At 64.8% G+C, this 14,119-nt stretch carries 11 protein-coding genes; 8 read left to right on the top strand and 3 right to left on the bottom strand.

The features are described 5' to 3' along the window. The 3 genes from YH64_RS30505 to YH64_RS10615 all read left to right on the top strand — a co-directional run. A partial coding sequence (locus tag YH64_RS30505) for an acyl-CoA dehydrogenase family protein (protein WP_255444305.1) occupies positions 1-762 on the top strand: 762 nt, incomplete at its 5' end. Positions 763-971: 209 nt separating this feature from the next. Beyond that, positions 972-1,877 (top strand): LysR family transcriptional regulator, encoded by a 906-nt coding sequence (locus YH64_RS10610; RefSeq protein ID WP_046804063.1) that lies wholly within the window; start codon positions 972-974, stop codon positions 1,875-1,877. Between the two features lie 129 nt (positions 1,878-2,006). Then, the gene (locus tag YH64_RS10615) at positions 2,007-2,447 is read left to right on the top strand and encodes a CBS domain-containing protein (RefSeq protein ID WP_046804064.1); all 441 of its coding nucleotides are present in this window, start codon (positions 2,007-2,009) and stop codon (positions 2,445-2,447) included. 74 nt (positions 2,448-2,521) lie between these two features. On the opposite strand, the gene YH64_RS10620 is transcribed toward YH64_RS10615, so the two are convergent. Next, a complete protein-coding gene (locus YH64_RS10620; protein ID WP_046804065.1) occupies positions 2,522-3,286 on the bottom strand; it encodes a sulfite exporter TauE/SafE family protein in 765 nt (254 codons plus the stop codon). 216 nt (positions 3,287-3,502) lie between these two features. Between YH64_RS10620 and YH64_RS10625 the strand changes: the two genes are divergently transcribed. The 4 genes from YH64_RS10625 (at position 3,503) to YH64_RS10640 (ending at position 9,074) form a co-directional block, all read left to right on the top strand. Then, on the top strand, positions 3,503-4,387 hold the full coding sequence (locus YH64_RS10625; RefSeq protein WP_046804066.1) for an FxLYD domain-containing protein: 885 nt from the start codon (positions 3,503-3,505) through the stop codon (positions 4,385-4,387). Further along, positions 4,377-5,303, top strand: coding sequence for an FxLYD domain-containing protein (locus YH64_RS10630; RefSeq protein WP_046804067.1), 927 nt, complete (start codon positions 4,377-4,379; stop codon positions 5,301-5,303). The genes YH64_RS10625 and YH64_RS10630 overlap by 11 nt, the downstream gene beginning before the upstream one ends. A 243-nt stretch (positions 5,304-5,546) precedes the next feature. Continuing rightward, positions 5,547-8,138, top strand: a complete 2,592-nt coding sequence (acnB, locus tag YH64_RS10635; protein WP_046804068.1) for a bifunctional aconitate hydratase 2/2-methylisocitrate dehydratase — start codon at positions 5,547-5,549, stop codon at positions 8,136-8,138. A 336-nt stretch (positions 8,139-8,474) separates the two neighbouring features. Then, the gene (locus YH64_RS10640) at positions 8,475-9,074 is read left to right on the top strand and encodes a lipoprotein (protein ID WP_046804069.1); all 600 of its coding nucleotides are present in this window, start codon (positions 8,475-8,477) and stop codon (positions 9,072-9,074) included. A gap of 238 nt (positions 9,075-9,312) precedes the next feature. Here YH64_RS10640 and YH64_RS10645 read toward each other — a convergent pair whose 3' ends face one another. Beyond that, complete coding sequence (locus YH64_RS10645; protein WP_046804070.1) at positions 9,313-11,550, bottom strand: TonB-dependent siderophore receptor; 2,238 nt, start codon at positions 11,548-11,550, stop codon at positions 9,313-9,315. Positions 11,551-11,809: 259 nt separating this feature from the next. Continuing rightward, on the bottom strand, positions 11,810-12,991 hold the full coding sequence (locus YH64_RS30180; protein WP_052945976.1) for a hypothetical protein: 1,182 nt from the start codon (positions 12,989-12,991) through the stop codon (positions 11,810-11,812). Positions 12,992-13,157: 166 nt separating this feature from the next. On the opposite strand from YH64_RS30180, the gene YH64_RS10655 reads away from it, so the two are divergent. After that, the gene (locus tag YH64_RS10655; RefSeq protein ID WP_046804071.1) at positions 13,158-14,066 is read left to right on the top strand and encodes a LysR substrate-binding domain-containing protein; all 909 of its coding nucleotides are present in this window, start codon (positions 13,158-13,160) and stop codon (positions 14,064-14,066) included. Positions 14,067-14,119 lie beyond the last annotated feature (53 nt).

Genomic DNA, 14,119 nt, shown 5'->3' on the forward strand with positions numbered 1-14,119 from the left:
GGGCAGGACGGGCACAACGGGCACAACGGGCAGCGCGCGGCCGATACGCCGGATGCCCTGGCCCTGCTGGCCGCCACGGCCTACGCGGGCCTGATGGCCGGCGCAATGGAGCGCGTGTTGGCGATGACCCTGGACTACGCCAACACACGGGCTCAATTCGGCAAGTCCATCGGCCGCTTCCAGGCGGTGCAGCAACAGATCAGCGTGATGGCCGAAGAGGTGTGGGCAGCGAACATGGCCGCGCAGCTGGCGTTTCAAAGCCAGGTCACGCAGCCCGGCGATATGCCCCGAGTGATGGCCGGTGCGCTGCCCAATGCGATGCCGGGTGCGACGCCCGGTTCGATCCCCAGCGCGATGCCGGCAGCGACGCCCGGTGCGACGCCCGGTGCAATGCCCGGCGCGAGGCCCAGCGCGATGCCCGGTGCAATGCCCGGTGCAATGCCCAGCGCGATGCCCAGCGCGACGCCCGGTGCGATGCCCGGTGTGATGCCCAGCGTGATGCCCGGTGCGATGCAAGCTGCCGTCGGCAAAGCGCGAACCAGCCAGGCTGCGCCGCGGGTGGCCGACATCGCCCACGCGGTGCATGGCGCCATCGGCGTCACCGCCGAATTCGACTTGCAGCTTTACACGCGCCGCCTGCGCGACTGGCGGTTGGCGGCGGGGTCGGAATCCTTCTGGCATGCACACATCGGCGCCCATGCGTTGCAAGGCGAAGACAGTGCACTGGACCTCATCCGCCGCGTGTCGCAGGGTCAAGCCTGACGCGGCGATACCGCAAGGGATAGCCCGGATGCCGGCGGCGATCCACCGCACGGCACACCGCGCGATACCAAGCCCCACACACCACATCACACACATCGCCACACGCAGCACCGCACACATTCGCGACACACAGCACCACACACCACATCACACACATCGCGACACACAGCACGTATCATCGAAAGCCCATGCCGCCCTGGACCCCTTCCATGGACTTTCGCCACTTGCAGCAATTTCTGGTGCTTGCCGACACGCTGAACTTTCACCGCGCGGCCGAAAAGCTGCATATGTCGCAACCGCCGCTGTCGGTGTCGATCCGCAAGCTGGAAGAGATGGTGGGTGTGCCGCTGTTCGTGCGTGGGCGGCAAGGCGTGCAGCTGACCGAGGCCGGGCTGGCGGCGCTGGATGAAGCGCGCCGCGCGCTGTTTCATGCCGAGCAATTCCGGCTGGCTGCCCGTGCTGGGGCTGTCGGTGAAGGCGGCACCGTCCGTATCGGTTTCGTCGGATCCGCCACGCACGCCATCTTGCCGCGCGTGCTGCCCTTGTTTCGCCAACGCTATCCGGGCGTGACAGTGGTGCTGCGCGAAGCCACCTCGATACGCATCATGCAGGACCTGGCCGAGGACGCGCTGGAAGTGGGCATCGTGCGTGTGCCGGTGGCCATGGGCTCGCGCGTGCGGCTGGCGCCGCTGACCACCGAAAATTTCGTGCTGGCCGTGCACAACAGCCATCCGCTGGCCCGCCGCGGCCGCATCCGGCTGGCCGACCTGGCCGACGAACCCTTCATCATGTACACCGCCACCGAGGCGGCCGGCCTGCGCATGGCCGCCATCAACGCCTGCCAGCTGCGCGGCTTCACGCCCCGCATCGCGCAGGAAGCCGTGCAGGTGCAAACCCTGTTGAGCCTGGTGGAAAGCGGCTTGGGCGTGGCGCTGGTGCCGGCCGGCGCCCGCCGCCACCCCAGCCCCAACGTGGTCACCAAAACGCTTGCCGATTTTCCGGCGGATGCGTCGATCGGGATCTCGCTGGCATGGAACCCGGGGGCCGAACGCAGCGCCGCGCGCAACCTGCGCGAAGTGGCCGCCCACGCCTTCCGGCCCAAGGCGGCCAAATAGGCCCCGCTTGCGGCAAGGTGGCCAGCAGGCTTAGGATGGAGCATGACCGCGCCGCGGCGCCCTGGCCGTTATCCAAGGGCGCGACGCGCGGTTGGCGTTTGAACCTTGTCAGCGATCCGGGAGCACATCGTGAAAACAGTGGCTGAGATTCTCAGGGAAAAGTCGAACAATGCCGTCGTGACGGTTTCACCGGATTCCTCGGTGTTCGACGCCATCAAGACCATGGCCGAACGCAGCATCGGCGCAGTGGTGGTCGTGCAAGGGGATACGGTGCTGGGCATGCTGTCCGAGCGCGACTACGCCCGCAAAGTCGTCCTGCAAGACCGCTCGTCTCGCAGCACCAAGGTGCGCGACATCATGACCGACTCGGTGTATTACGTGGGCCCGGGCGACACGCGTGAGCACTGTATGGCCATGATGACCGAACGGCATTTCCGCCATCTTCCGGTCATCGACAACGAAAAGCTCATCGGCCTGCTGTCCATCGGCGATCTGGTCAAGGACATCATGAGCGAACAGAAATTCATCATCCACGAACTGGAACGCTACATCAGCGGCGGCCACGCGTAATCAGCGGTGGCCAAGCCCGGTCAGCGGCAGCACGCGCAAGTGCCGCGCGCCGTTGCCCCATGCGCCCCTGGCGGCTACCCGGCCGCCAGTATCCGCGCCGCCGGCACGATCAGGCCCATGCCGGCCGCCAGCAGCAGCACGAACACCATCCGCTTCACGGTCTTCATGGAGCCCGCCGTGCTGTAGCGCCGCGCCACCCACGTCACCCCGATCACCACGGGCAGCGCCTGCACGCTAAGCCAGAATGACGACGCCATGAAGTGGCCCTGCCCCGTCACCAGCGCCAGCCGCACCACGGCATTGAGCGAGAACAGCACCAGCAGGCTGTTGCGGATGGACGCCAGCGGCAAGGGCTGGCGATACAGGTGATACACCATCGGCGGGCCGGCGCTGGAAAACAGGCCGCCCAACACGCCCGAAATGCCCCCGAAGAACAAAAAGGACGCCTTGGACGACAAGCGTTCCAATGGCTTGGCGCGCGCCACCAGCAGCACCGCGCAGGCCAGGATGGTGATGCCCAGCAACAGTTGCAGCAGGACCGTCATGGATCCGCTGATCCACGTCAGCGCGGCCACACCCACGGCAACGCCCACCAGGCTGGCGACCATGGCCGGGCGCATCAGCGACCAGTTCACTTGCGGCTTGGCGCGCGCCAGCGTGACGGCGGCGTTCACCAGCGACAGCACGCTGACCACGTTGGCCACTTCGGCCACCGAGGCCAGCTGAAATACGCCGGACAGACCCAGTAGCACCAGCCCGAACGCGAAGCCGGTCATGGTCTGGGCATAGGTGGCCAGCGCCACGCAGGCCAGAAACAGCAGGTGATGGGAAATGCTCATGCGTGGGGCCGGGTTTTTGTCGCGGCGATGATATCACCCGGACGAACAGCGTTCGTTTGTCGCGATAAGGCGGCGGGGCGTCGCTTTTGGCACATATCGTCACAACTAGAAGCGCACCTGCACCCCGCCCCCGGCGCGCTGCCGCTATCCTTGCCGCCCTGTCCGTCCCCCATGCACGCTCCGCCAGCATGACGCCAAACGCATGACGCCAAACGCATGACACCAAAACACACGACGATCAACACGGTCACGCTGACCTGCTCCACTTGCGGCAGCGCGCAATTCACCAAACTGGCCCCCAACGAATACCGCTGCAACCATTGCCACGCCTTGACGCTGGTGGAGGACGACGTTGCCCAGCGGCTTGAAAAGATATTGCGCGGCATGCAGCAGCCGGCCAGGCTAGCGCAGATCAAGCCCAGTGCGCTGGCGGCCATCGTGCTGGTAGTGGTTGCGGTGATTTTCGTGCCGCTGGTGGCGTCGATGCTGACGTCCAGCCCGTCGACCCCTTACCGCCCAACGCCCGTCGCCCCGCCCATTGACGCGTCGCTGGTCAAACTCACGGACGTGCGCGAAGTCCAGATCCGCGGCCGCAAGCAGCTGGTGATGATCATGCGCAACGAAACGGGCAAGAAGATCGACGTGCCGCGTGTCACGGCAACGTTCTTCCAGGGCGACCTGACGCTGACGTCGACCCTCTCCACGCCATCGCCACGGTCACTGGAACCGGGCGAATACGCGCCGGTGCTGATCTCGGCCCCTGAAAAAGCCTACTCGCGCTACGAATTACAGGTCGCCACGCCGACGCCGGCGCGCGGCAAGAACAACGACGTGTCCGCCAGCAAGGTGCAGCTGGTAAAGAACGATGGCGCGTATCGCCTGGTCGGCCTGCTCAAGAACGACGGCGCCAAAGAGGCCGGCGCCGCGCAGATCACCGTGCTGCTGTACGGCCAGGACGGCGCGTTGATCGGCACCGGCAACGGCTATGGCAGCGCCGGCGCGTTGGCGTCGGGCGCCATGACGGCGTTCGACGTGCGCTGCGAAATGCTTGGCGACGACAAGGTCGCGTCCTACGACTACATGGTGCAAAGTGAAAGCTGACCGTTCCCAATCCAAGCCGCTTGCCTGGCCAGCCAAAACCGCACTGGTGCTGCTGATGCTGGCGGCGGCCGGCGTGGCGCTGACCCGGTACACCGCCGTGGGCCCCTGGGTGGCGAACAAGCTGGGGCATGAAACGCCGGCCGGGTCCGCCAACACGGCCGTGGCCAAGCCGGCAGAGGATGCGCCCAAGGAAACCGCTTCCACCAGCCGCATGCACCGCGTCAGCCCCGCGAATGTGCGGGTCATTGACCACGTGCGTCTGTCCACCGAAGAACTGCTGGACCCGAACTTCGCGTTGTTCGACCCGAAGGCATTCAGCTTGTCGGCGCCACGCCGCCTGCTGGATGAAATCGAGCGGCCGGTGATGTTCGCGGAGCTGTCCAACACCAGCACCACCGACATTGCCCTGTCGCCCCGCGTTGAAATTTCGGCGTTTGACGGCTCTCGACCGTTGAACCTGCGCCAGGAATGGACCTTGCCCACGCACCTTTACCCCGGCGAGCGGGTGCCGGTGATGCTGTCGGGCGGCAGCTTCGAACGGGTGACCGAGGTCAAGACCAACTGGTTGCCGGCCAAACGCGCCGCCCTGCCCGGCCCGCGTCCCAAACTGGCCGTCACGGTTGAAAACACCGAGGCCGGGATCGGCACCGGCACGCTGAATTTCAGCTATCGCTATCGTTACAAATACGTCACGGTTCACGGCCGCGTTCGCAACGAGGATCAGGTCGACGTGGAAAACGTGCGGGTCTGGGTCAGCCTGTACGACGCCCAGGACAAGCTGTCGGGCGCCCTGTTCAAGGAATTGCGCCTGCCCAAGCTCAAGCCGGGCGACAGCGCCCCGTTCGAAATGGACGTGAAGCAATTTGGTGGCAATTTTGCCCGGGTTGCCGTCGTTTATGACGTAGCCACGCGCTAGGATTGCGCCTGCCCGTCCAGCATTGAATTCGTAATGGCGGCCATCGAGCCGCCATTTTGCTGGCTGGCGCCCTTCGCTGCGGGCGGCAACGGCGCGCCGTCTGCTTCCCAACGTCGCCACCCAACAACAAGGGACGGACCATAGTCTTATATAAGATATAAGACATTTGCTTGCCGCCCCCTCTTCCCTCTACAATTCCGGCCGACAACCCTTCTTCCAACCCGACTTTTGAGCAGGCCTCACATGCTGGATAACTACCGCCAACACGTTGCCGAACGCGCGGCTCTGGGGATTCCCCCGCTGCCCCTGACGGCTAAACAAACCGCCGAACTGATCGAACTGCTGAAGAACCCGCCCGCTGGCGAAGAGCAGAATCTGGTCGAACTGTTGACCCACCGTGTGCCGGCCGGCGTGGACGATGCCGCCAAGGTGAAGGCGTCCTACCTGGCCGCCGTGGCGCTGGGCAAGGAAGCTTGTGCGCTGATCAGCCGTGCCAAGGCGACGCAACTGCTGGGCACGATGCTCGGCGGCTACAACATTGGCCCGCTGGTCGACCTGCTGGATGACGCGGAAATCGGCACCATCGCCGCCGATGCGCTGAAAAAGACCCTGTTGATGTTCGACGCCTTCCATGACGTGAAGGAAAAGGCCGACAAGGGCAACGCCAACGCCAAGTCCGTGATGCAAAGCTGGGCCGACGCCGAATGGTTCACCAGCCGTCCGGAACTGCCGGAAAGCCTGACCATCACCGTCTTCAAGGTGCCTGGCGAAACCAACACCGACGACCTGTCGCCGGCGCCCGACGCCACGACCCGCCCCGACATCCCGATGCACGCCCTGGCGATGCTGAAGAACAAGCGCGACGGCGCGGCGTTCGAACCGGAAGAAGACGGCAAGCGCGGCCCCGTCAAATTCATTGAATCGCTGAAAGAAAAGGGCCACCTGGTCGCCTACGTGGGCGACGTGGTCGGCACGGGTTCGTCGCGCAAATCGGCGACCAACTCGGTGCTGTGGTTCACGGGCGAAGACATCCCCTTCGTGCCGAACAAGCGCTTTGGCGGCGTGTGCCTGGGCAACAAGATTGCCCCGATCTTCTACAACACGATGGAAGACGCCGGCGCGCTGCCGATCGAACTGGACGTGTCCAAGATGGAAATGGGCGACGTCGTTGAACTGCGCCCCTACGATGGCAAGGCGTTGAAGAACGGCGAAGTCATCGCTGAATTCGAAGTGAAGTCCGACGTGCTGTTCGACGAAGTGCGCGCCGGTGGCCGCATTCCGCTGATTATCGGCCGTGGCCTGACCAGCAAGGCGCGCGAAGCACTGGGCCTGGCCCCGTCGACGCTGTTCCGCCTGCCGAAAGACCCGGTCGACACCGGCAAGGGTTACACGCTGGCCCAGAAGATGGTTGGCCGTGCCTGCGGCCTGCCGGACGGCAAGGGCATCCGCCCGGGCACCTACTGCGAACCGAAGATGACCTCGGTCGGCAGCCAGGACACCACCGGCCCGATGACCCGCGACGAACTGAAGGACCTGGCTTGCCTGGGCTTCTCGGCTGACCTGGTGATGCAGTCGTTCTGCCACACCGCCGCCTACCCCAAGCCCGTGGACGTCAAGACGCACCACACGCTGCCGGAATTCATCAGCACCCGTGGCGGCGTGTCGCTGCGCCCGGGTGATGGCGTGATCCACTCGTGGCTGAACCGCATGCTGTTGCCCGACACCGTCGGCACCGGCGGCGACTCGCACACGCGCTTCCCCATCGGCATTTCGTTCCCGGCCGGTTCGGGCCTGGTCGCCTTTGCCGCCGCCACCGGCGTGATGCCGCTGGACATGCCGGAATCGGTGCTGGTCCGCTTCAAGGGCAAGCTGCAACCCGGCGTCACCCTGCGTGACCTGGTCAACGCCATCCCGCTGTACGCCATCAAGCAAGGCCTGCTGACGGTGGCCAAGCAAGGCAAGAAGAACATTTTCTCGGGCCGCATCCTGGAAATCGAAGGCCTGCCGGACCTGAAGGTCGAGCAAGCTTTTGAACTGTCGGATGCGTCCGCTGAACGTTCGGCTGCCGGTTGCTCGGTGTTCCTGAACAAGGAACCGATCATCGAATACATCAACAGCAACATCGTGATGTTGAAGTGGATGATCGCCAACGGCTACGAAGACGAACGCACGCTGGGCCGCCGTATCAAGGCCATGGAAGCCTGGTTGGCGGACCCCAAGCTGCTGGAGCCGGACGCCGACGCCGAATACGCCGCCGTCATCGAAATCGACCTGGCCGACGTGCACGAGCCCATCGTGGCCTGCCCGAACGACCCGGACGACGTCAAGACGCTGTCGGAAGTTGCCGGCGCCAAGATCGACGAAGTGTTCATCGGCAGCTGCATGACGAACATCGGCCACTTCCGCGCGGCGTCCAAGCTGCTGGAAGGCAAGCGCGACATCCCGGTCAAGCTGTGGGTGGCCCCGCCGACCAAGATGGACGCCACGCAGTTGACCGAAGAAGGCCACTACGGCGTCTTCGGCACCGCCGGCGCCCGCACGGAAATGCCGGGCTGCTCGCTGTGCATGGGTAACCAGGCACAAGTGCGCGAAGGCGCAACGGTGATGTCGACCAGCACCCGCAACTTCCCGAACCGCCTGGGCAAGAACACGAACGTGTACCTGGGTTCGGCCGAACTTGCCGCCATCTGCTCGAAGCTGGGCCGCATCCCGACCAAGGACGAGTACATGGCTGACATGGGCGTCATCAACAAGAGCAGCGACCAGATCTACCAGTACCTGAACTTCGACAAGATCGCCGACTACAAGGACGTGGCCGACGTGATCGAGGTGTAAGCCTTTCAGGCGTAAGCCTGATGCGTGTACGCGTTATGCGTGTACGCCATATGCGATAGCCGGTCTCTGTGCCGGCTTTCCACGCAGACAACGGCCCCGGAGCACTCCGGGGCCGTTTGCCATCTGGCGCCGTTTGCAATCCGGCGTTCGCTTCGGGCGGCGGCTTATCCGGTGTCCTTCCCATTGACCAGCCAGGCCCGCCCACCCATTTCAGGGACGGAACTTTTCCGGCGATACGTTTTCATACAATCGCGGTATCTTGTGACACCGTCAACAGTTGTCACACCCCGGGCGCTGCCTTCAACCGCGCCCCCACCCCAAGGAGGAAGCCCGCCAATGACCCGGCTTTTGCTGCCGCCGCTGCTACTGCTGGCGCTTGCCGGCTGCGCCACGGCGCCGCCATCGAACCCCGAGAACATTTGCGCGATCTTCCGAGAAAAGCCCGACTGGCACGACGCCGCCCTGAAGGTGCAGAAGAAATGGGGCGCGCCCGTGCCGGTGCCCATGGCGATGATGTACCAGGAATCCTCCTTCAAGCAGGACGCCGTGCCGCCCCGCTACTACTTCCTGGGCATCATCCCCTGGGGCCGCGTCAGCTCCGCCTACGGCTACGCCCAGGCCAAGGACGAAACCTGGGCCGACTACAAGCGCGAAGCCGGCGGCTGGGGCTCAAGCCGCGACGACTTTGCCGACGCGCTCGACTTCATGGGCTGGTACATGAGCAAGTCGCAACGCCTCAACGGCATCTCGAAGTGGGACGCCTACGGGCAGTACCTGAACTACCACGAAGGCTGGACCGGCTACCGCAACCGCAGCTACGACCGCAAGGCATGGTTGAAAACGGTGTCGCAAAAGGTGCAGGCACGCGCGGAAAAATTCACGTCGCAATACAAAAGCTGCGAAAGCGACCTGACGCGTGGGGGGTGGTTGTGGTGAGCCGATAGCAACTGCCGCGCTTGCCTTGATCTCTATACAAAAATTGGTATAACCACCGCGTGAAAGGCCCGGAACTCGTCACCTTTTTTGGGTACGGCACTTGACGATCCGCAGGCCTGCAAGTGCATATGACGATTCAGGAAGCAGTGTGATCGGCGATTGAGACGCCCTTTCCAAAACAAAAAAATCCCGGCCTGGGCCGGGATTTTTTTCGCTTGCGTGACTTGTCGTGCAGCGATCAGAAGTCCATGCTGGCCGACAGCAGGAACGTGCGCGGGCCGCCAAGGACCAGGTAGCCGTTGCCGGGGTACCCGCCAACCGACGACCAGTAGTTGCGATTGGCGATGTTCTCAACGCGGGCGCGCAGGGTCACGACGTGGCCGTCGACGTCCGTCATGTAGCGCAGACCGGCGTCAAAGCGCGTCCAGCCGGGGACTTTCAGGGTGTTGGCGTCATCAGCGTACGACGAACCGGTGTAGACCACACGGCCATCGACGGCCAGGCCTTGCACGCCGGGGATATCCCATTCCACGCCCATGTTGGCCTGGAAGCGAGGCACGCCGATCACACGGTTGCCGTCGATTGATGGCTTGCCGGTAGAACGCTGCTCGGCGTCCAACCACGTGAGTCCGCCGAGAACGCGAACAGACTGGATCGGCTCGCCATAGACCGTCAGTTCTACGCCTTGGTGCCGGTCTTTACCGGAGGCCGTCAGCTCGTTGTTGGCGTTGTATGCGGACCGCGGCTTGTCGGTAGAAAACAGTGCAAGGCCCGCCCCCAGCCCGTCGCCTTCGTACTTTGCGCCAATCTCCTTTTGTTTGGAGACATAGGGCGACAGCACTGTACCAACGTTGGGTACGGGTTTGCCGTTGGCGTTCGCGGGAGCCGTATCGCCCTGCACTAGCGCTTCAATGTAGTTGGCATACAGAGAGACACTTGGCGCCACCTTAAAAACAACACCAGCGGCCGGCGAATTTCGGCTCTTGTCGTATGCACCCGTTTCGTTGCCCCCGTTACCGGTCCCGTTGTCGTAGGAATAGCTGCGAGTCGACATACGTTGATGGCGGATGCCCAAGGTCAGCAGCACCTTGTCGTCCAGGAACGACATCGTGTCGCCCAAGGCGTAGCTGCTCATGCGCGTGCGTCCTTGCAAGGCGGGGTTGTCGATATCGTTGCCCCGCAAAGCACCGGCACTGAACGCCGGCTTGTCGTACGAAATCGGATCGTAGATGTTCGTCGGATACGTGTTGCCGAAATCCATGATGTACGCGTTCTTCTTCTTCAGATCGAAGAAGGAAGCCGACACCACCACTTCATGGCCGACGGGGCCGGTGCGCAGCTTGGCACGCAGGCCCACTTCACCCGTGTTGACGCTGTCTTCGCGCGTATTGTCGAAGCGATAGAAGTTGCCCGCGCCCGTGCTGCCATTGGTCAACGTCACGTTGCCCAGCGAATTCGCCTCATCGCTGCGGCGAAAGCCGTATGCCGCCCAACCCGTCAGCTTGTCGCTGAAATCATGCTCCGCGCGCAGGGTGCCGAACACGTCGCGTTCATTGGAATACGACCACGGCTGCGCATAGTTCGAGCTGGCGTCCGGGGCGTCGGGAACGGTGGTTACCGTCGAGCCCATCGTCACATTCGGACGCGGCCGCTTCAGCTTGTTTTCCTGCCAGCCGATATCGCCCGACAAGCGCGTATCCGCCGACCGCCAGTCGATACCCAGGGACACCAGGCTGGTACGCGAATGTTCGTCGTCGATCCCCGTGTCGCCGCTGCGTTGCGCGGCGTTCAGGCGAATGCCCGTGCTGTCGTCGGGACCAAAACGGCGCGCGATGTCGGTCGACAGCTGGAACTGGCCGCCGCTGCCCACGCCGGTGGTGACACGCGTCAGCGGTTCGTTGGGCGCGCGCTTGGGCACCAGGTTGATCACGCCGCCGATGCCGCCGCCGCCCGGCGTTGCACCCGTCAGGAAAGCCGTTGCACCGCGCAGGACTTCCACGCGCTCGAACAATTCGGTGGCAATGTACTGGCGCGGCAGCAGGCTGTACAAGCCGTTGTACGCCACGTCGTCCGAACTCAGGATGAAGCCGCGAATGAAGTAGGACTCTTGGAAATTGCCGAAGCCACGCGCCACGCGCACGCCGGAATCGTTCTGCAAGACATCGCCCACGCTGCGCGCCTGCTTGTCCTGGATCAGCTCGTTCGTGTAGCTGGTAATGCTGAACGGCGTGCTCATGTTGTCTTGCGTGCCCAGGATGCCCACTCGGCCTCCCGTGGCCACCTGCCCGCCCGCAAAGGGCACCGCCAAGCCGCCCGCCGAGGCGTCGGCGCTGGCTTCGACCTTGATCGCTTCCATCGACACAACGGAGCCGCCGGCGGTGCCGGTTTGCGCAGGGACGGGGGTGGCGGTTTGAGCGTGGACGGCGCTGATGCACGGCAGCGTTGCGGCCACGCAGGCAAGTGTTCGAATTTTCATATCGGGGTCAGGGGACGGTAAGTGCGCGTTGCCGCGCGGAGAAACACACAATCCCGATGGAATGACGCACGGAAAACGGCGTATCAGCTGGCACTACCGCGAAAGCCTGGCACCAGGCCCTGACCGAGCCCGTTCACCCAGGGGTCTTGAGGTCTTAAGGCGCAAATATTATCAAATCGATAATCATTCTCACTCGTCCCCGTTTTCGCTTTTACGCGACGTTGCCGTCACGCAACAAACAGCCCTGATGGAATCAGGGTCATGTAGGGACGGAGTCGGCGCCGGCACGGCGACGTGGGGTGGTCGGCATGGTGCGGGCGGTGGTCGTGGGAGCGGCTGGGCCTGCGACAGCAGCCGTGGTCGTGGCTTTGGCTTTGGCTTTGGCTTTGGCTTTGGCTTTGGCTTTGGCTTTGGCTGTGGCTGTGGCTGTGGCTTTGGCTTTGGCTGTGGCTGTGGCTTTGGCTGTGGCTGGGGCAGCGGCTGCGGCCGCGGATGTGGTTGTGACTTCGGCTCCGGCTGTGGCTGTGGCCGTGGCTTTGGCCTTCGCTGTGACAGGCGCCGCAGTTGTGCCAGCGGACACACCCCGCGCGGACACCGGCCCGCCTGCTGGCCCGCCCACCAGCACGAAGTGCACCGGCGCCCTGCCCGCCATCAATACCAACACGCCTTCCTCATTGCCCGCCGACGCGGATGCGCACGTGGACGCGGACGCCGTCAGCGCGCAGCCCATGTCCAACACGGCGAAGTCGGGATCCCCGCCCATCTGCTTGGGCAACGCCGGCGCGCCGGTGCGGCGGTGCCGCGCGCGCACGCCCAGCTCACCAGACACGACGTAAAGCCAGGCGTTCCAGCCGGGCAGCAACGGCACCAGCTGCGTCGCCCCCGGGCGCAGCCACCCATCCAGGACCAACATCGATGCCGCCGTCACCAGCGGCGATTGCCAGCCCCCATGGCTGCCCGCCACCACGCGAATACGGCCGGCGTCAGTCTGAATCACCGGCATCTCCCAGCCCCGGATCAGCGCGGGCGCGGGGCTGCCCGCATCCGCCGCGTCCAGCGGACCCACGACAATACGCAAGCCGTTCAGCCGCCAACCACTGGGCCGCGCGCCGTTAGCCGGCTGGCGCACCCGGGTAGCGCCGGCGTCCGCCCGCGCCCAATGCAGGTCGCCCGCCTGCACGTCCCGGTCATCGCCGTCGGCACCGGGGCTGAGCAGGCTGCCCCGCGTATCTTCCAGCAGCAAGGTGGCGACGTAGCAGCCGGGACGCGGCTCGGGCGGCCACGGGGCCGGCGCGGCCGAGGCCGTCATGTCGAAATGGTCGACCCTGATGACGGGGGATGAGCCACGGGAAAAGTCGGTGTGGCGAAACGTGCGCGTGATGCAGCAATCGCCGGCCGATTCGGGCTGGCTCGCCGCGACGTTACTAAGATGAATGGTCAAAAAGGCGCTGCCTGGAGTGGGTCGCGCCAATGTGAAAGGGGGTGGCGCCGACTGACGCAGAGCTTATGCGTTCCACCTGGCGGACAGTAGAGGCCAATTTCAGGAATATTTGTCATGCCGTACAGGACAATCCGCGCCCGCCTCCTCTTTTGCGCCTTGCCCCTCTATGTACCCCCACATTCATCACCTGGACGACCTGCTGCTCTTTAGCGAAGTCGTCGCCAAAGGCGGATTTTCGGCAGCGGCGCGTGTGTTGAATATGCAACGTTCCAAGCTGAGCCGGCGCGTGGCCGAACTGGAAGCGCGGCTGGGCGTGCGCCTGCTTCAGCGCAATACCCGGCGGGTGTCGTTGACCCCGATGGGCGAGCAGATCTACGTGCACGCCCAAGCCGTGGCGCGCGAGGCCCGCACCGCGTTTGAGCTGGCGGCCTCCATGGGCGACACACCCAGCGGCTTGTTGCGTATCACCGCGCCGTCGCCGCTGGCGGTAACGTTGCTGGGCGAAATGGTGGCCCGTTTTTGCATCGCGCATCCCGGCGTGCGCGTGTTGCTGGACACGCGCGACGAAATCATCGACCTGGTGGGCGAAGGCTACGACCTGGCGTTTCGCGCAATGGGCACCCCGCTGACGGATTCCCGGCTGATCGGTCGCGAGCTGGCGCTGGTGCCGCTGACCCTGGTGGGCGCCCCGGCACTGGCGCAGGCGCGCCCGCGTCATCCACGCGATCTGGCCGCGCTGCCGCTGCTGGCGCACGCCACGCAGGACAGTCGCCAGATCTGGCGCTTTACCGGCCCGGCGGGCGAAACAGAATCACTGGAATTCCAGCCGAAATGCCTGAGCAGCAACATGGCCACGCTGCGGTCCATGGTGCGCGCGGGCCTGGGCGTGGGCCTGCTGCCGCACTACCTGTGCGCCAACATGCTGGCCAGGGGCGAACTGATCGCCATCCTGCCCGGCTGGCAGGCCGCGCCCTCGCGCATCTACGCAATCATGCCAGCCCGCCGTGGCGAGCCCCTGGCCTTGCGCCGCTTTCTGGAAATCGCAGCGGCTGAACTGCCGGCCTTGCTGGCGTGAGCCGCGCGGCCCCTGGGCAGCGCGAACCCGCCGCGCGGCCGGCCGCGCCGCCC

This window comes from Achromobacter sp. LC458, assembly GCF_001005835.2.
In the GTDB taxonomy this organism is placed as follows: domain Bacteria; phylum Pseudomonadota; class Gammaproteobacteria; order Burkholderiales; family Burkholderiaceae_B; genus Achromobacter; species Achromobacter spanius_B.